Origin of the sequence: Mycobacterium hackensackense (assembly GCF_025822555.1) — a bacterium.
GTDB classification, from domain to species: Bacteria; Actinomycetota; Actinomycetes; order Mycobacteriales; family Mycobacteriaceae; genus Mycobacterium; species Mycobacterium fluoranthenivorans.
In genome coordinates, this window is sequence record NZ_JACKUC010000032.1 from 134,293 (window position 1) to 150,561 (window position 16,269).

Genomic DNA, 16,269 nt, shown 5'->3' on the forward strand with positions numbered 1-16,269 from the left:
CCGGGCCGTCGCGGTGTTGCTCGGCACTATGAGCAGACCTTTCGGAGAGACAGAACGCGAAGAGTTCCTGGCGGCGAAGCACGTCGGGGTGCTGTCTGTGGCGTCGGGTGATGACCGGCCGCCGGCCAGCGTCCCGATCTGGTACGACTACACCCCGGAGGGGCTCATCCGGATCAACACGGGGGCAGCCTCGCGCAAGGCCCGGCTCATCGCACGGGCGGGGGCGGTCACCCTGGTCGTGCAGCACGAAGAGCCTCCGTACCAGTACGTGGTCGTCGAAGGCAGTGTCGTCGAGACCATCGAGCCCGCCCCGGCGCAGGCGCGGGAGGAGATCGCCATTCGCTACCTGGGCGAGGAAGGCGGGCGGGCGTTCGTCGAGTCCATGAAGGACATGCAGAGCGTGCTGTTCATGGTGCGGCCCGACCGATGGCTCACCGCGGACTACTCCTGACGGCTGCTCGGCCTCGGAGCGGTCCCCCCGGCAGCGGTCTGTACCGGGGGAACCTGGCGCGGAGACCACCCGGGTTGGGCTCGTGCGCCTTCGGCAGGGATCCCCACCCGGCAGCTGATCGAAACCTGTGTGGCGCGCACTCAGGGCACCAGCACCAGCTTCCCCGTCATCCGGCCGGTCCGGCTCAGTTCGTGGGCCTCTTCGGCACTGGTCAGCGGTAGGCAACGGGCAATACTCACCCGCAGGGTGCCGTCGGCCACGGCGGCGATCAACGGTTCGAGTCGGGCCCCGGTGGGCCTGCCGAGAATGCCCTTGGATTTCCGTGGCGCGATCACCCGGGCAAGTGCGGCGCCGGCGTCATCGCCGGCCACCATGATGTGCCGTCCGCTCGGCGCGAGCAGGGCACGGCATCGGCGGCCGGAGTATCCACCGGCGCAGTCGACGATGACGCTGAACGGACCGTACGCCGTTGCCTGGCTGAGGGCGTCGCCCTGCCGGTAGTCGATGACCACGTCGGCGCCAAGCTCTTTCACCCGTTCGACATTGGCGGTCGAACACACGCCACCGACGAACGCGCCCTCCTGCTTGGCGATCTGCACCACGAGCTGCCCGACGCCGCCGGACGCACCCAGTACCAGCACTCGACGTTGCGCAGTCGGCACCCGCCGGATCCGGCCCAGATCCACCACCGACATCCACGCGGTGACTCCCGGGATGGGCAGCGCGCCGGCCACCGTGATATCCACCGAATCGGGCACCCGGCAGATCTGGTCCTGGCGCACCACCACGGTGTCGGCATAGGACCCGCGCTGTCTTCGGGCGAAGTTGGTGCCACCGGCCACCCGATCGCCCACGGCCGCACGCGTCACCCCGGGACCGACGGCATCGACCACACCGGCGAAGTCGACACCCACGATCACCGGGGGCCTCGGGCCCAGCAGGCGGGCTGCCCAGCGCAGGGGACCGTGGCTGCGCATCTTCCAGTCCACCGGATTCACCCCGATGGACTGCACCCGTATCCGGACCTCGCCCCTGCGGGGTTCGGGGGTGGGGAGCTCCAGCAGTTCCAGCGGCGCCCCGGCTGCCCAGGTCCGCTGGGCCATCGCCTTCACCGCGCTTGTCCTGTCGGAGATCGGCCCACCCGTACAGCGTAGTGAGTCCGCGGCCGGGCCGTGGTGAGAATCAGCCGCTCGCAAACCAATTGGTGATCGTCATCGCACGAGCCGCCTCCGGCGCCTAAGGTGCGTAGTCGACGAAGGGGGAGGATCCGGTGGTGGCTTGGCTGGTGGAACACATCCCTGCGGGACTGCTCCTGCTCATCTTGATCGCGGTCATCGCCGGCGGTGCGATCCTGCTGTTGAAGGTGATACGCCACCGCTACCCGGCGCTGAACCAGGATGAGCACAATGATGTCACCAGATTCACCTACGGGGTCATCGGGTTCGTCTACGCCTTCTTCATCGGATTCGTCGTCTCGTCGATGTGGGGTCAGATCAACACCGCAGACGGTAACGCCCGGGCCGAAGGCGCCGCTGCGGTGCAGATGGCAACGGACGCCACGGTATTCGCCCCCGCCGACCGCGACCGGGTCAGGACCGCGCTGTTGACCTATGAGAACGCCGCGATCGCCGAATGGTCCGCCGGCGACAACCAGCGGTCCGCGGCTGCTGATCGTGCGCTGGTCGAACTGCGCACCGCCTACGCCCAGGTGCAAGCCACGACCGATGCCCAGAAGACCTTCCTGTCAACGTCATTCGGCAACCTGGACAAGATCGCTCAGGCGCGCACCGTGCGCATCCTGCAGGCGCGCAACGACGACGGACCCCCGTGGCCCCTGTGGGCGGTCATCTTCATCACCAGCACCATGGTGCTCGGCGCCGCGATCGTCTACGGCGTCGAGCGACCCGTGATGCACTACCCGATGGTGCTCATCGTCGCCGTATTGGTCGCCACCAATCTGTTCCTGGTGCTCGAACTGGCGCACCCGTTCGTCGGTGACATCGCCACCTCCCCGGACCCCTTGCACGAAGTTGTTCAGGTGCTGACGGAACCGCCGAGCTAGTCCCGGCCGGCCAGGTACTCGCGCACATCGGCGTCGAGTTCGACGCCGAAGCTGCGCAGCATCCAGCCCAGCGTCTCGTAGGCACCGACGGTGAAGATGGCGTCGAGCAGCTGCTCGGTGCTGAGCTCCGCCGACAGCGTCGCCCACGTCGCATCACCGATCACGCCGTCGGCGACCAGTTCATCCGCGGTACGCAGCAGCGCGGCATCCACCTCGGACCACGTCGACGCGTCCGGGCCATCGGTGATCGCGGCGATCTCACTGCGCGAGATCCCGACATCGCCGGCGATCACCACATGCTGGGCCCACTCGTATTCGGACTGCCGTAGCACCGCTGTCCGCAGAATGAGCAGCTCACGCTGGCGCGGGCTCAGCGAGGTCGCCGACAGCAGATGACCGTTGAACGTGAAGAACGCGCGCGCCAGTTCGGGGTGATACGCGAGCGCACCGAGCACGTTGAGCCCCTTGGGCCTGCCCTCCGTGGGGATCTGGGGATGGCGCCGCACCGGCGGATTCATCGCGGCAAGGGCGTCGCGCATCGTGGGCGGCCACTGGGCGGGGGGTATCGGGTCGACACGGGTCATGCGGGCGGCCGGTCCTCTCCTGGCAGACGGCCGTCCACGACGACGCCGGCGGCGCCCTCGATCGGCCGGATGGTGGTGGTGAAATCCGAGTTCGCGCCCCGATCGATCGGGGCGCGCTCCTCAAGATTGCCCCACGGCCTCCGGCGTCGGCCGGGCGAGGCCCACTTCCGCTGCGGTCAGATGGCGGCGGGCTCCTGCAGTTTCCACAAGTTGTTGGACAACAGCTTCTGCAACTTGCCGACCACGGCGGTGACCTCGGCGTCGGTGCCGACGAATCCGGCGTAGAACCCCACCCCGAACATCAGCACCAGCAGCATGTCGACCAGGATGTCCGGGTCGGTGCTCGGATCAAGGTGCCCCTCGGCGACCCCTTCGGTGACGGCGGCACGCACGAAGGTGCGCACGTCGTCACGCGGAGGGTAGGCATCCTGGCTGAGCTCCGGATGTCGCTGGGATTCCAGCATCGAGGTCACCAGGAACGCCGCCGCAGAGTCGTACTCCCGGTGCGCGAGCAGAGCTCCGTTGAGGAACGCCGACAACCTGTCCACGAGGGTGGTCTGGGTCGCGGCGGCAGCCACACCCGCGGTGATCAGTGCGGCGTTGGTCGCGGTCAGCACCTCTTGGTAGAGGGCCCGCTTGTTGGCGAAGTAGTGGTTGATCGCCGGCCGGGTCAGGTCGGCACGTTCGGCGATCGCCTGAAATGTCGCGGCGTCGTAGCCAAGTTCGCTGAAAACCTGCCGGGCCGCACGGATGATTCGCTCACGAGTCTCCGAGCCGTTAGCTGCCCGGGGGCGACCGCGAGTACGGCGCAGCGTTTGAGTCATACGCGGAGTTTGCCACACTTATCTGACCGGTGCGTAGAAATGCCGTTCCCCACCGCCGGCTCAGGCGCTGTACAGCAAAGTTCCGTCCGCGTTGTGGCTTCTCCGCGGACCAGGCCGTAGCCTCGTGACGTGTCTGGAGTGACCGATGCGCGTGCCGGGGAACTGGCCGCGTTGGAGTTCTTCGCCGGGTGTACCGCGCAGGACCTGGCACCACTGGCGGCGCTGCTGCAGCCGCTCACCGCCGTACCCGGTGAGGTGCTCATGCGCCAGGGCGAACACGCGGTGTCCTTCCTGCTGATCGGCACGGGATGTGCCGAGGTCACCCATATCGGTCAGGGCGGCGAAGCGACGGTGGTGCCGCTGCATCCCGGCCTGGTGGTCGGGGAGATCGCCCTGCTGCGCGGTATCCCGCGAACTGCGACGGTGACCGCGACCGATCCGCTGACCGGGTGGGTGGGCGACTCTGCAGCGTTCGCCATCATGCTGGATCTGCCGGGCGTGATGGACCGGATGGTGCGGACCGCCCGTCAGCGGCTGGCGGCCTTCGTCACCCCGCTTCCCGTCTCGCTGCGCGACGGGACCGAGCTGTACCTGCGGCCGGTGCTGCCGGGCGACAACGAACGCACCATCCACGGCCCCGTGGAGTTCTCCAGCGAGACCCTCTACCGCCGGTTCCAGAGCACCCGTGCACCGACGGCGTCGCTGATGGCCTACCTGTTCGAGGTCGACTATGTCGATCACTTCGTCTGGGTGCTCACCGACGGCCCCGACGGGCCGGTGGTCGCCGACGCGCGATTCGTGCGCGAGGGGCATGACGCGACGACGGCAGAGATCGCGTTCATCGTGGGGGACGCCTACCAGGGACGCGGTGTGGGCACGTTCCTGATGGACGCGCTCGCGGTGGCGGCCCGAGCCGGCGGGGTCACGACGTTCACCGCCCGCGTGTTGTCGGAGAACTATCCGATGCGGGCGATCCTGGACCGGGCCGGTGCGCACTGGGACCGCGAAGACCTCAACGTGGTGACTACCGTGGTGGACGTGCCTGAGGTGTCGATGAGCCCACGACGGTATCGGGCCATCTACGAGATGGCCAGGCGAGTGATGCGGGCGGTCGGGTGATGGCACCGGGTCATCCCCTTTCCATCGGCCGGCGGCCGCCCCTGAACAAAGACACCAGGCTCTGCATCTCGCTGGCGGCCCGTCCGAGCAATATCGGTACCCGTTTCCACAACTACCTCTACGAGGAACTCGGTCTGGACTACCTCTACAAGGCGTTCACCACCACTGATATCGCCGCGGCCATCGGCGGTGTGCGTGCGCTCGGCATCCGGGGCTGCTCGGTGTCGATGCCGTTCAAATTCGACGTCATCGCGCTGGTTGACGAGGTCGAGCCGTCGGCGCGGGCCATCGAGTCGGTCAACACCATCGTCAACGACGACGGGTACCTGCGCGCCTCGAACACCGATTACCTTGCCGTGCAACAGCTTATCGACAGCCATGGGCTGGATCCCGACGATGCCGTCATCATCCGGGGCAGTGGGGGGATGGCCAGTGCGGTCGCCACCGCGTTCCAGGCCAGCGGTTTCCGTTCGGGCACCGTCGTCGCACGCAACGTCCGAGCGGGCCGGCAGCTGGCGGACCGGCTGGGCTACGCCTATGCGCCCGAGGTCGGTTCTCTGCGTGCGCCGATATTGGTCAACGTCACACCCATCGGTATGTCTGGCGGCCCCGAGGAGTATCAACAAGCATTCGACGATGATGTGATCGCCAAGGCGCACAACGTCTTCGACGTTGTCGCGTTGCCTTCGGAGACACCGCTGATCACCGCGGCACGCGCGGCGGGCATCGAGGTGATCACCGGCGCAGAGGTCATCGCGCTGCAGGCAGCCGAGCAGTTCGAACGCTATACCGGGGTCCGGCCGTCATCGGAACAGATCGCCGCGGCCTCGGCGATCTCCCGCGCCTAAGGCGCGTTGACCACCGTGAACGGCTTGCGCACCCGCTCGACCTGATGCCCGGTGAAACCGGAATAGAAGATGCGGGCCCCGACGAACCACGACAGTGACGAGTGCACCGAGGTCGCGGTCGGGGCGGCATCAGGGGGCAGTGGCAATGCGAACGGCAGCCCGAACTCGGTGCCGCCGGGCATCGGAACCTTCTTACCCAGATGCAGCGGTGGCCCGTCCAGCGTGCCGTCCTGTGCGGGATAGCGCTCCAGCGGATGGTGTTCGCGTTCTCGTTGCCAATAGACCGCGATATCGGCGGTCGGCAGGTCCTGCTGAGGCCGCACCACCAGATGACCGGTGATGGCGGCGCCGGCCAGCCCCACCGGCGAGGCCAGCACGATGTCCAGCTGCGAGGCCGCATCGCCCATATAGCGTTCCTGCGGTTCGTCCACCGCGTCGACATCGCCGACCCCGATCACGACGGTGAACTCGCCCTTGGCGTCGACATCACGACCACCTCTGTCGATGACCAGCCGGCAACCCCACCGTGCCACCTGAGGGGATGAGCCCGGAGCCCAGGACGGCACCTTGAATGATGCGGTGGTTCCGGTGAATTCATCGGCGGCCAGGGGAATCTCCGTGCGGGAGACGCACACCCAGTCATCGGTGTCGCGTTCGCCGCCGTAGTTGGTGCCGACCTCCCCGGCCATCCACAGCGTGTCGTTGGCCGCCGCCGCAGCCGAGTCGGCTCGGCCGGCCCAGTGATACCGGTAAAAGTTGTCGTAACCCCACTCCAGCCGAGCCGAGGTGACTTTGTCGACCGGCTTGTCGGCGGTGACGGTCGCCGTCACGGATTGACGCGGCCGCACCACGCCGGGGGTGATCTCGACGCGCACGCCGCCGGTGCGGCTGAACAGTCCCACGGCTACTTCTGCTGGGAGGCCGCGTAATCCTCCGGATGGTGCTTCTTCTGGTGGTTGCGGATCGGCCAGAACAGCACCCACAGGATGGGATAGATGGTCACGTAGAACAGCAGGTGCAGCGCGGCGCCGACGGCCACGGTGAACACCCATCCCGGCCAGATGAGGATCAGGCAGAACTGGATGAACTGCTTGAGCACCACCGGGTAGCCCTCGGCCATGGACAACATGAACCTCGGGCTCATCACCTTCAGGTACTGCTGCACTTTCGACGTCTCGGCCTCGGCTTCGGCCTGTGCCGCACTGATGTCGCGACCGCGCTCGCCGCGCGTCTGACCGCGCTGCGGGGGCAGTGGTTCGCCAGGTGCGGGCTGTGTCATGGAGTGATCGTAGTTTGCTCGTCAATGGCTGTCGTGGCATCCATCAGCGGACCCATGTCGTCTTCGGTGCCCTGGGCGTTGAGTTGCAGAACGAACAAATCCTGGCCCGCCGGGATGAGCACCGTCTTCTGGGCGATCAACAACTTCTGGCCGTCTTTGACGTACGTCCCGCCGACCTGCACCGCGTCGAAGCCGCCGAGCTTGCCCGTTTGGCCTGCGTTGCCGCCTTCGTACTCGGGCAGGTTTTTCAGCTCGTTGGGTGCGTACTCGACGATCTTTGCTGGATCGGCACCGGTGAGCTTGGACATGATGGCCGTGATCGTCGGGGGGACCGGGCCGGCCGGTGTGCCGGCGAGCACGATCTGGCCCCACGCCCAGTCCGGTGCCTTGCCCCCGGCATCGGCCCAGCCCTCCGGGATCGGCAGGTTCACCGTGGGCGTACCCGGATCGCCTCGCTTGACCGGCGTTTCGGTGATCTTGTTGTCCTTGACGTAGTCCATGATCGTGTAGTTCGGGCCGCTGGCGTTGGCTGTCGAGCTCGGCGCGGCGCTGGTCGAACTGGCTTCGGACGTCTTGGACGTCGCCGATGTGCTGCTGGTGCTCTCTTTGGCCGCGGTGTCGGTCTTGGTGTTCGATCCACAACCGGCCAGGGCCAAGCCCAGAACGGTGGCCGCCACCGCGAGTCCGCGGGTCGTCGTGTGCATGGTCATGCCTTCTCCTGGGGTGGTCGCCGTCTTGCCTGGGAAAACTCTGTCAGAAACCTATGTCACTCGGCGTGAATCGGTCGGTGACGTTACCGGTCAGCGAGTCGTCATAGGGGTTGATCGCCACAGGTTGCGGGCCGAAGGGCAGTTTGTCGAACTCCACCCAGATGACGCTGGGGCTGGTGGTGAGTTCGAAGTAGTAGATGCGGTGGGTGAGATCGCTGACGGTCCGGTACTCGGTGTTGTACACCCCGAAGTCGCCGTAGGGCGCCCCGAACGGCACCGACACGTTGCGCATGATCGCCATGACGCCGGCCACCGCCTGACGCTCGGTGCTGGGTTCGGGCAGCAGGGCCTGGTAGTAAGCGGCGCGCTGAAATCGGTCGACGGGGTTGACGTTGCCGGGCAGCGGCAGGTCCCGGCTGGGATGGGAGAAGTCATGTGCGGCCAGCAGTTCCAGTTGCTCGTCGTAGCTGGGGTCGTTGGTCATCAGGGTGAACTGCGGCCCGTGGTGCACGACGAGCTCGCCGCCCGCCAGCTCGAGGATCGCCGAGTCACCGGCACTGTCCTCGATGGCCAGATGCAGGGTGGCCTCCCGGCCGCGCGCACCGACCATCACCAGCTGCACGCCGTCCATCAGCGCCAGTGCCTCGTCCACCGTCGCGGCCTGGTCCAGCAGGTACTGGGCCCACAGACCGGTGTGCAGCCCGGGCCGGGCGGTGTCGCGCGGCCCGGTATCGGTGGACTTCAGATACAGCGCGTGTACACCGAGACCGCGTTCGTTGAATCCGTCCACGGTGCCAAGGCCGTAGACGCTGGTGATCAGACTGGAATAGCGGCTGGTCCAGCGCAGCGGATTGTCGGCGATCACCACCTGGTCCAGCAGCTTTCCGCCGTCGCGGTCACGGCCGGCGCCGAACGCGATGAGCAGAGGTTCGGTCGATTCGGGCCAGTCCATGCTGCGGCCGGCGAGTTTGGCGAGTTGATTACTGTTCCAGAACACCCTGGTGCACATGAGGATGTGGTATCACAGCGGCGTGCGCACCATGGTGTTTTGCCTCGTGGTGGCGGCGGGTGTGACGGGATGCGGGACTTCGGACCACATCCCAGCGTCCTCGTCGCCGGCCACCGCGGCGGGGGCCGCCGGCCCCGTCGATCCGGCCGGGGTGGCGCGGGCCCGAAGTGGTCTGCCGGCCGGATACGAGGTGGGTACCCTCGCCGAACAGGCTGCACCCGTGACCTTTTGGGGCTTCAAGCCCGGGTGGGCCGCGGCTCCGGAGCACTGTGGCGCGCTGGTCGACCCCGGTGCGGGCACCCCGGTGCGCGGCTGGTCGGCGTCGGGGCCCGGCGGGATCATCTACGCCGTCGTCGCCGGGCCGGGCGCGCAGACCGGCCCGCCTGACGGGTGTGCGACCTGGTCGCTGGCGGGCGGGCATACCGATGCCGCCGTGACCTCGGTCCCCGCGCCGGGTATCGCAGGTACGCCGACGGTCGCGATGAGTGCGGTGGCCACCACGACCGTCGAGGGCGGCACCCAGACCCGAATGCATGCCGACACCGTCACCGCGTATCTGCGTGACGCCTACGTCGCGTCGGTCACGGTGGTCACCGATCCGGGGTCCGTCCAGCAGGGGCTTCCGCCGAACATCGCGCCAAGCCTGCTGGCGCAGGTGGTTTCGGCGGTCGCGGGGTGAGGCCCGGTAGATTGGCGGCGATGCTCACTCCACGAGCGGCCGCCCTCGTGGCCTGTGCTGCCGCACTCACCGCGTGCTCGACTGCCCCGCCGGCCTCCCCACCCAACATCGCCCGGGTCGCCGACGTGAAATCGCAATTCGGCCCGGAGTTCAAGGTCAGTACGGTCGCCCCGGCCGGGATCGATCCGAAAGCGCTCTCGGGGCAGCCGGTACCGCCCGGGGTCACGATCGAGCCGCCCGACTGTGCCAAGTTCGCCAACGGGATCTCGGTGCCCGCCGGTCTGCACGGCAACATGGCGGCCACGACGGCCGAGGGCAAGGGCAACCGCTTCATCGTGATTGCCGTGGAGACCTCGGAGCCCATCCCGTTCGCGGATCCGGGGCCCGCCTGCAAACTGGTCAGCTACACCGGCCCGGGAGTACGCGGGCAGGTCGAGGTGGTGGACTCCCCGCACATCGAGGGTGTACGCGTGCTGGGTACCCACCGGGTGGTGCAGACGGCCATGCCGGGCGGACCGCCGCGCATCGGCGAGTTGTTCAACTACGTGGCGAGTTTCGACACGTTCCTGGTGATGGTGACGGCCAATCCGCTGGTGGTGCCGGACAAACCGCCGGCGCCGGTGGATGTGCAGAAGGCCAAGGATCTGCTGACCGCAGCGGTCGCGGCGGTGCGCGGCAACTAGCGCACGTCGCGGGGCCGGAACTGGATGCTGATCCGCGGGCCGATCGGCCGGGCCGTCTTGGGGACCGCGTGCTCCCAGGTGCGCTGGCAGGATCCGCCCATCACCAACAGGTCGCCGTGTGCCTGGGGTAACCGCAGGCTGCGCCCACCCGAGCGGGGGCGCATCGCGAAAACCCTTCGTGCGCCGAGGCTGACGATGGCCACCATGGTGTCGTTGGTGCTGCTGCGGCCGACGGTGTCACCGTGCCAGGCCACGCTGTCGTCGCCGTCGCGATACAGGCACAGTCCGGCCGTGGTGAACCGCTCACCCAGTTCGCCGGCGTAGATGTCGTTGAGCCGCACCCGCAGCCGTGCGATCCCGGGATGCGGCGCCGTTTCGGTGGTGAGGTCGTGGAAGCTGACCAGCCTCGGCACATCGAGCACCCGGTCATACATCTGCCGGCGCTCGGCTCGCCACGGGATGGCGGTCAGGAGTTCGTCGAACAGTCGGTCGTCACTGCCGAGCCACCCGGCCCGGACATCGATCCACGCGCCGTCGCCCAGATGGCGACGCTCCGAGTGGTCGAAGAGCGACCCCTGAACGGCCAGAGACACCACCCGATGGTATCGCACAGGTGTTCGATATCAGAGCTTGGCGGCGCCGGGCCCCTGTTCGGAGAGCATGTCCCCGGGGTTGGACAGCAGGCAGGTCTTCAGGCTGAGGCAACCACACCCGATGCAGCCGGCCAGGTTGTCGCGCAGACGCTCCAGGTGCACGATCCGGTCATCGAGGTCCTGGCGCCAGCCGGCCGACAGTTTGGCCCAGTCCTTGCTGGTGGGTACCCGGTCGGTGGGCAGCGAGGCCAGGGCTTCGCGGATGCGGGCCAGCGGGATGCCCAGCCGCTGCGACATCCGGATGAACGCCACCCGGCGCAAGGTCTCGCGGGGATAGCGCCGCTGGTTACCGCTGGTGCGCCGGGACGCGATGAGTCCCTCGCGTTCGTAGAAGTGCAGCGCCGACACGGCGACACCACTGCGGTGTGCCATCTCACCCGGGGTCAGCTCATGAGACTCCATACACCTCAACCATAGTTGAGTTAACGTTTCCGGTGTGGAAACAGCTCGGGTACTGGGATGCAATTCGGAGGTGGGGACCCTACGGGTCGTCATCCTGCACCGCCCCGGGGCCGAACTGCAGCGCCTCACCCCGCGCAACAACGACAGCCTGTTGTTCGACGGACTGCCCTGGGTGGCCAAGGCTCAGGAGGAGCACGACGCCTTCGCCGCGGTGCTCGCCTCCAGGGGTGTCGAGGTGCTGCTGCTGGCCGATCTGCTCACCGAGGCACTCGCCTCCGGTGCGGCCAGGATGCACGGCATCTCCGCGGCCGTCGATGCCCGCCGACTGGGGGTCCCACTGGCCCAAGAGCTTTCGGCCTACTTGCGCACCCTGGATGCCGCCACGCTGGCGCATGTGCTGATCGCGGGGATGACGTTCACCGAGTTGCCGTTGGCGGGCAGCGAGTTGTCGTTGGTGCGCCGCATGCATCTGGGTGCCGACTTCGTCATCGACCCACTGCCCAACCTGATGTTCACCAGGGACTCGTCGTTCTGGATCGGACCGCGGATGGCGATCACCTCGCTGGCGCTGCCGGCGCGGTCGCGGGAATCGTCGCTGACCGATCTGATCTACGCCCATCACCCCCGCTTCCTGGGGGTGCGGCGCGCCTACGAATCGCGTTCCGCGCCGGTCGAAGGTGGCGATGTGCTGCTGCTGCGGCCCGGGGTGGTGGCGGTCGGGGTGGGTGAGCGCACCACGCCCGCTGGGGCGGAAGCATTGGCGCGCAGCCTGTTCGAAGACGATCTGGCGCACACCGTATTGGCCGTGCCGATCGCGCAGCAGCGCGCCCAGATGCACCTGGACACCGTGTGCACCATGGTCGACACCGACGCCGTGGTGATGTACCCGAATATCGTCGACTCGCTGTCGGCGTTCACCATGCATCGCACGCCCGGGGGTGGGGTGCGCATCGACGAGGAGTTGCCGTTCGTGCGGGCCGCCGCGGCGGCTATGGAGATCGACAGGTTGCGGGTGATCGACACCGGACTGGACCCCGTCACCGCCGAACGCGAACAGTGGGATGACGGCAACAACACCCTCGCCCTGGCGCCCGGTGTGGTGGTGGCCTACGAGCGCAACACCGAAACCAATGCCCGCCTTGCCGATTCGGGTATCGAGGTGCTCACCATCGCGGCCTCCGAGTTGGGTAGTGGGCGCGGCGGCCCGCGTTGCATGTCCTGTCCGGCGGCGCGCGACCCGCTGTAACGTCGAAGGATGCCTACGCTGCTGTGGTTCCGGCGTGACCTGCGCTTGTATGACCTGCCGGCCCTGCTGGACGCCGCCAAGTCCGACGGTGAGGTGCTGGCCTGCTACGTGCTGGACCCGAAGCTGCAGGCCACCTCGGGGGCGCGGCGGCTGCAGTACCTGTACGACGCGCTGCGCGATGTGCACGAGCAGCTCGACGGCCGCCTGCTGGTCACTCGCGGTCGCCCGGAACAACGGATTCCGGCCCTGGTCAAGCAGATCGGCGCCATGTCGGTGCACGTGTCGGGGGACTTCTCACCGTTCGGGAAGCGCCGCGATGCCGCCGTCCGCGAGGCCCTGGGTGAGATTGCGCTGGAGGAGACGGGCTCGCCGTATCTGGTGTCACCCGGGCGGGTCACCAAGGACGATGGCACGCCGTACAAGGTCTTCACCCCGTTCTTCCGATCCTGGCAGAGCCACGGTTGGCGCTCGCCCGCACAGACGACGGCGACGTCGGTCCGCTGGATCGACCCGGCCGATCTGGATGGCGGCGTGGACATCCCGGCCGGTGACACCGAGCTGGAGTACGCCGCGGGGGAGCGGGCGGCGCGCACGGCGTGGAAGCGGTTCGTGAAGGACGGATTGGCGGACTACGAGGAAGATCGCAACCGGCCGGATCTCGATGCCAGTAGCCGGATGTCGGCGCATCTCAAGTTCGGCACCATCCATCCCCGCACCCTGGCCGTCGACCTGGGCAAAGACCAAGGGGCCCAAGCTTATCTACGCGAACTGGCCTTCCGCGATTTCTACGCCGATGTGCTGCACCACTGGCCGCGCAGCGCGTGGTGGAACTGGAATCGCAACTTCGACGCGATCGAGGTCGACGAGGACGCCGAGGCGCGCCAGCGGTTCGAGCTCTGGAAGGCGGGCAAGACGGGTTTCCCGATCGTTGACGCCGGGATGCGTCAGCTCGCCGAAACCGGCTTCATGCACAACCGGGTCCGGATGATCACGGCGTCGTTCCTGGTCAAGGATCTGCACCTGCCGTGGCAGTGGGGTGCGCGCTGGTTCCTGGAGCAGCTGGTCGACGGGGATATGGCCAGCAATCAGCACGGTTGGCAGTGGGCCGCCGGCTGCGGCACCGACGCCGCCCCGTACTTCCGGGTGTTCAACCCCGACACCCAGGGCAAGAAGTTCGACCCCGACGGGGTCTACGTGCGGCGCTGGGTGCCGGAGTACGGGTCGGCCGACTACCCGGCCCCGATGGTGGATCACAAGGCCGAACGAGCCGAGGCGCTGCGGCGGTATGAGGGGATTCGGTAGCGGAATTACCGCCAGCTCGGCAGCCAGATCTGCATGTTCCACGTCGCCGGCGAGATCGGCAGCCCGGTGAGGATCGGGTACATCCAGGCGAAGTTCGTGATCACCAGCGCCACATAACAACTCACCGCGATCAGGCCCAGCGTCCGACGTTCGGCATTCTGCCCGGGTTGATACAGCACATCACCGAGGATCAGTGCGATCGCCATGATCAGGAACGGCGCCATGGTGGTGGCGTAGAAGAAGTACATCTGCCGGTCGATATCGGCGAACCACGGCAGGAAACCCGCGCCGTAGCCGACGAGCACCACCGCGTAGCGCCAGTCGCGGCGCACGAACGCCCGCCACATCGCCCACACCAGGACCGGTACGGCGACGAACCACATCGCCGGGGTGCCCACCAGCATCACGGCCTTGACACAGGACTGTGCGCCGCAGCCGGGCACGTTCTGCTGATCGATCGCGTACAGCACCGGGCGCAGTGACATCGGCCACGTCCACGGTTTCGACTCCCACGGGTGGTGGTTGCCCGCGGCATTGGTCAGCCCGGAATGGAAGTGATACGCCTGATAGGTGTAGTGCCACAGCGACCGCAGCGCATCCGGCATCCAGCTGTCCAGGCCGATCGAGCGGCCTTCCTCATGGCGGTCCACCGCGGTCTCGGAGGCGAACCACGGCGCGTAGCTGCCCAGGTACACCAGGAACGGGATGATCCAGAACACGTAGAGCGACGGACCCACGTCGCGGCGCAGGGTGCCCAGCCACGGCCGCGGCACGCGGTACTGGCGGCGGGCGATGACGTCGAACGCCAGCGTCATCAACCCGAAGAAGACGATGAAATACAGGCCCGACCACTTCGTCGCGCACGCCAGCCCCAGCAGCACGCCGGCGCCGAACCGCCACCAGCGCACGCCCAGGCGCGGACCCCACGGGGTCTGCGCGATCCGGCCCTCCATCAGCGCCACGTGCATCCGGGACCGCACCTCGTCGCGGTCGACGATCAGCGCGCCGAACGCCGCCACCACCCACATCACCAGGAACACGTCCAGCAGTGCGGTGCGCGCCGAGACGAAGCTGACGCCGTCGGCGATCAGCAGCAGGCCGGCGATCCCGCCGACCAGGGTCGACCGGGTGATCCGGCGCACGATCCGCGCCGTCAGCACGACGATGATGACGCCGCACACCGCACCGGAGAACCGCCAGCCCAGCCCGTTGTAGCCGAAGATCCACTCGCCGATCGCCATCAGCTGCTTGGCCACCGGCGGGTGCACCACCAGGCCGTAGCCGGGGTTGTCCTCGACGCCGTGGTTGCCCAGCATCTGCCAGGCCTGCGGCGCGTAGTGCTTCTCGTCGAAGATCGGGGTGCCGGCGTCGGTCGGCGAGCCGAGATTCAGGAAGCGGGTCAGCGCGGCCAGGGCGCCGATGATGAGGGTCATCACCCAGCCCTGAAGGCGATCCAGCGGCCCGAAGTCCGGCACGGGTACGAGCGGGCCGGGGCTGATCACGGGTACGGCGCGCTCCGGCTGCACGGTATGGGGAGCGGTCATCACCGACGATCGTAGGCTGTGGTCGTGTCAAACCCCGGCTCTGGCCGACTGTTGCTGGCGGCCACGCCGCTCGGACAGCCCGCAGATGCGTCCGCCCGCCTCGTCGAGGCACTGGCCGGTGCCGACGTGATCGCCGCCGAGGACACCCGACGCGCCCGCACCCTGGCTGCGGCGCTGGGGGTGGCGCCCGCGGGACGCTGGCTGAGCGTGTTCGACCAGAACGAGTCGGCGCGGGTGCCCGCCCTGCTGGAGGAGATCCGCGGCGGCGCGACGGTGGTCCTGATCAGCGACGCGGGAATGCCGCTGATCAACGATCCGGGCTACCGGCTGGTGACGGCCTGCATCGAAGCGGGGTTGGCGGTCAGTTGTCTGCCCGGTCCGTCGGCGGTGACCACCGCGCTGGCGGTGTCCGGGCTGGGCGCGGACAAGTTCTGTTTCGAGGGGTTCGCGCCGCGTAAACAGGTCGCGCGGCGCACCTGGCTGGGCACCCTGGCCGCCGAACAGCGCACCGCAGTGTTCTTCGAGTCGCCGCGCCGGCTGGCCGACACCCTGCGCGATGCGGTGGACACCCTGGGCGCGGACCGGCGCGCGGTGGTATGCCGAGAACTCACCAAGACCCACGAGGAGATCAAGCGGGGCACGCTCGGGGAGTTGGCCGACTGGGCCGCCGACGGTGTGCTCGGCGAGATCACCGTGGTGTTGGCGGGCGCGGTGCCCAAGGCCGACCTGGATTCCCTGGTCGCCCTCGTACTGGAATTGGTCGACGACGGTGCGCGCGCCAAGGACGCGTGTGCCGAGGTGATCGCCGCGCATCCCGGTGCGCCGTCGCGGCGTGAGCTCTACGATGCCGTCTTGAAGGCACGCAACTGAAAGA

19 protein-coding genes are annotated in these 16,269 nt (G+C 67.9%); 9 read left to right on the top strand and 10 right to left on the bottom strand.

All coding sequences use genetic code 11. From position 1 onward, the window contains the following. Positions 1–28 precede the first annotated feature (28 nt). Positions 29–451: a pyridoxamine 5'-phosphate oxidase family protein gene (locus H7J86_RS24980; RefSeq protein WP_090362299.1), complete on the top strand. Its 423-nt coding sequence runs from the start codon at positions 29–31 to the stop codon at positions 449–451. A 140-nt stretch (positions 452–591) separates the two neighbouring features. Here H7J86_RS24980 and H7J86_RS24985 read toward each other — a convergent pair whose 3' ends face one another. Continuing rightward, positions 592–1,554, bottom strand: a complete 963-nt coding sequence (locus tag H7J86_RS24985; RefSeq protein WP_267294237.1) for an NAD(P)-dependent alcohol dehydrogenase — start codon at positions 1,552–1,554, stop codon at positions 592–594. A gap of 167 nt (positions 1,555–1,721) precedes the next feature. On the opposite strand from H7J86_RS24985, the gene H7J86_RS24990 reads away from it, so the two are divergent. Next, positions 1,722–2,513 (top strand): bestrophin-like domain, encoded by a 792-nt coding sequence (locus H7J86_RS24990; protein WP_267294239.1) that lies wholly within the window; start codon positions 1,722–1,724, stop codon positions 2,511–2,513. On the opposite strand, the gene H7J86_RS24995 is transcribed toward H7J86_RS24990, so the two are convergent. Both H7J86_RS24995 and H7J86_RS25000 read right to left on the bottom strand, forming a co-directional pair. Beyond that, the gene (locus H7J86_RS24995; protein ID WP_267294241.1) at positions 2,510–3,097 is read right to left on the bottom strand and encodes a carboxymuconolactone decarboxylase family protein; all 588 of its coding nucleotides are present in this window, start codon (positions 3,095–3,097) and stop codon (positions 2,510–2,512) included. The genes H7J86_RS24990 and H7J86_RS24995 overlap by 4 nt on opposite strands. Before the next feature lie 176 nt (positions 3,098–3,273). Further along, positions 3,274–3,921, bottom strand: a complete 648-nt coding sequence (locus H7J86_RS25000) for a TetR/AcrR family transcriptional regulator (RefSeq protein ID WP_267294243.1) — start codon at positions 3,919–3,921, stop codon at positions 3,274–3,276. A 129-nt stretch (positions 3,922–4,050) separates the two neighbouring features. On the opposite strand from H7J86_RS25000, the gene pat reads away from it, so the two are divergent. Together pat and H7J86_RS25010 are read left to right on the top strand one after the other, a co-directional pair. Further along, positions 4,051–5,040 (top strand): acetyltransferase Pat, encoded by a 990-nt coding sequence (pat, locus tag H7J86_RS25005; RefSeq protein WP_267294245.1) that lies wholly within the window; start codon positions 4,051–4,053, stop codon positions 5,038–5,040. Then, positions 5,040–5,888 carry a shikimate 5-dehydrogenase gene (locus H7J86_RS25010; RefSeq protein WP_267294247.1) on the top strand — a complete coding sequence of 283 codons (849 nt, stop codon included), beginning with the start codon at positions 5,040–5,042 and terminating at the stop codon, positions 5,886–5,888. The genes pat and H7J86_RS25010 overlap by 1 nt, the downstream gene beginning before the upstream one ends. Here the strand turns inward: H7J86_RS25010 and H7J86_RS25015 are convergent. Genes H7J86_RS25015 through H7J86_RS25030 form a run of 4 tightly spaced genes read right to left on the bottom strand, consistent with a single transcriptional unit; the run spans position 5,885 to position 8,886 of the window. Beyond that, positions 5,885–6,790: a hypothetical protein gene (locus H7J86_RS25015; protein ID WP_267294249.1), complete on the bottom strand. Its 906-nt coding sequence runs from the start codon at positions 6,788–6,790 to the stop codon at positions 5,885–5,887. The genes H7J86_RS25010 and H7J86_RS25015 overlap by 4 nt on opposite strands. 2 nt (positions 6,791–6,792) lie before the next feature. Then, positions 6,793–7,167, bottom strand: coding sequence for a hypothetical protein (locus H7J86_RS25020; RefSeq protein ID WP_267294250.1), 375 nt, complete (start codon positions 7,165–7,167; stop codon positions 6,793–6,795). After that, positions 7,164–7,871 (bottom strand): envelope biogenesis lipoprotein LpqN, encoded by a 708-nt coding sequence (gene lpqN, locus H7J86_RS25025; RefSeq protein WP_267294458.1) that lies wholly within the window; start codon positions 7,869–7,871, stop codon positions 7,164–7,166. Before lpqN ends, H7J86_RS25020 begins: the two co-directional genes overlap by 4 nt. Before the next feature lie 49 nt (positions 7,872–7,920). Next, positions 7,921–8,886, bottom strand: a complete 966-nt coding sequence (locus H7J86_RS25030) for a linear amide C-N hydrolase (RefSeq protein ID WP_267294252.1) — start codon at positions 8,884–8,886, stop codon at positions 7,921–7,923. On the opposite strand from H7J86_RS25030, the gene H7J86_RS25035 reads away from it, so the two are divergent. Beyond that, on the top strand, positions 8,885–9,565 hold the full coding sequence (locus H7J86_RS25035; RefSeq protein WP_267294254.1) for a DUF5642 family protein: 681 nt from the start codon (positions 8,885–8,887) through the stop codon (positions 9,563–9,565). The genes H7J86_RS25030 and H7J86_RS25035 overlap by 2 nt on opposite strands. A 20-nt stretch (positions 9,566–9,585) precedes the next feature. Further along, positions 9,586–10,248, top strand: a complete 663-nt coding sequence (locus tag H7J86_RS25040; protein WP_267294256.1) for a DUF5642 family protein — start codon at positions 9,586–9,588, stop codon at positions 10,246–10,248. On the opposite strand, the gene H7J86_RS25045 is transcribed toward H7J86_RS25040, so the two are convergent. Then, positions 10,245–10,841: an alpha-ketoglutarate-dependent dioxygenase AlkB gene (locus H7J86_RS25045; protein ID WP_267294258.1), complete on the bottom strand. Its 597-nt coding sequence runs from the start codon at positions 10,839–10,841 to the stop codon at positions 10,245–10,247. The genes H7J86_RS25040 and H7J86_RS25045 overlap by 4 nt on opposite strands. Positions 10,842–10,871: 30 nt before the next feature. Beyond that, positions 10,872–11,303, bottom strand: a complete 432-nt coding sequence (gene soxR / locus H7J86_RS25050; protein ID WP_167164497.1) for a redox-sensitive transcriptional activator SoxR — start codon at positions 11,301–11,303, stop codon at positions 10,872–10,874. 34 nt (positions 11,304–11,337) lie between these two features. Between soxR and arcA the strand changes: the two genes are divergently transcribed. Both arcA and H7J86_RS25060 read left to right on the top strand, forming a co-directional pair. Further along, entirely contained in the window at positions 11,338–12,549 is a 1,212-nt protein-coding gene (gene arcA, locus H7J86_RS25055; RefSeq protein WP_372517329.1) for an arginine deiminase, read from the top strand. A 9-nt stretch (positions 12,550–12,558) separates the two neighbouring features. Continuing rightward, complete coding sequence (locus H7J86_RS25060) at positions 12,559–13,851, top strand: cryptochrome/photolyase family protein (RefSeq protein ID WP_267294260.1); 1,293 nt, start codon at positions 12,559–12,561, stop codon at positions 13,849–13,851. A gap of 5 nt (positions 13,852–13,856) precedes the next feature. Here H7J86_RS25060 and H7J86_RS25065 read toward each other — a convergent pair whose 3' ends face one another. Next, positions 13,857–15,395, bottom strand: a complete 1,539-nt coding sequence (locus H7J86_RS25065) for a dolichyl-phosphate-mannose--protein mannosyltransferase (protein WP_267294262.1) — start codon at positions 15,393–15,395, stop codon at positions 13,857–13,859. 24 nt (positions 15,396–15,419) lie between these two features. Between H7J86_RS25065 and rsmI the strand changes: the two genes are divergently transcribed. Continuing rightward, positions 15,420–16,265 carry a 16S rRNA (cytidine(1402)-2'-O)-methyltransferase gene (gene rsmI / locus H7J86_RS25070; protein WP_267294264.1) on the top strand — a complete coding sequence of 282 codons (846 nt, stop codon included), beginning with the start codon at positions 15,420–15,422 and terminating at the stop codon, positions 16,263–16,265. The last annotated feature ends 4 nt before the right edge of the window (positions 16,266–16,269 follow it).

Bases quoted from the DNA above. Each gene is read 5' to 3' on its own strand.
- H7J86_RS24980 (WP_090362299.1), top strand. From the start codon at position 29: ATGAGCAGACCTTTCGGAGAGACAGAACGCGAAGAGTTCCTGGCGGCG.
- H7J86_RS24985 (WP_267294237.1), bottom strand. From the start codon at position 1,554: ATGGCCCAGCGGACCTGGGCAGCCGGGGCGCCGCTGGAACTGCTGGAG.
- H7J86_RS24995 (WP_267294241.1), bottom strand. From the start codon at position 3,097: ATGACCCGTGTCGACCCGATACCCCCCGCCCAGTGGCCGCCCACGATG.
- H7J86_RS25000 (WP_267294243.1), bottom strand. From the start codon at position 3,921: ATGACTCAAACGCTGCGCCGTACTCGCGGTCGCCCCCGGGCAGCTAAC.
- H7J86_RS25010 (WP_267294247.1), top strand. From the start codon at position 5,040: ATGGCACCGGGTCATCCCCTTTCCATCGGCCGGCGGCCGCCCCTGAAC.
- H7J86_RS25020 (WP_267294250.1), bottom strand. From the start codon at position 7,167: ATGACACAGCCCGCACCTGGCGAACCACTGCCCCCGCAGCGCGGTCAG.
- lpqN (WP_267294458.1), bottom strand. From the start codon at position 7,871: ATGCACACGACGACCCGCGGACTCGCGGTGGCGGCCACCGTTCTGGGC.
- H7J86_RS25035 (WP_267294254.1), top strand. From the start codon at position 8,885: ATGAGGATGTGGTATCACAGCGGCGTGCGCACCATGGTGTTTTGCCTC.
- H7J86_RS25030 (WP_267294252.1), bottom strand. From the start codon at position 8,886: ATGTGCACCAGGGTGTTCTGGAACAGTAATCAACTCGCCAAACTCGCC.
- H7J86_RS25040 (WP_267294256.1), top strand. From the start codon at position 9,586: ATGCTCACTCCACGAGCGGCCGCCCTCGTGGCCTGTGCTGCCGCACTC.
- soxR (WP_167164497.1), bottom strand. From the start codon at position 11,303: ATGGAGTCTCATGAGCTGACCCCGGGTGAGATGGCACACCGCAGTGGT.
- H7J86_RS25060 (WP_267294260.1), top strand. From the start codon at position 12,559: ATGCCTACGCTGCTGTGGTTCCGGCGTGACCTGCGCTTGTATGACCTG.
- H7J86_RS25065 (WP_267294262.1), bottom strand. From the start codon at position 15,395: ATGACCGCTCCCCATACCGTGCAGCCGGAGCGCGCCGTACCCGTGATC.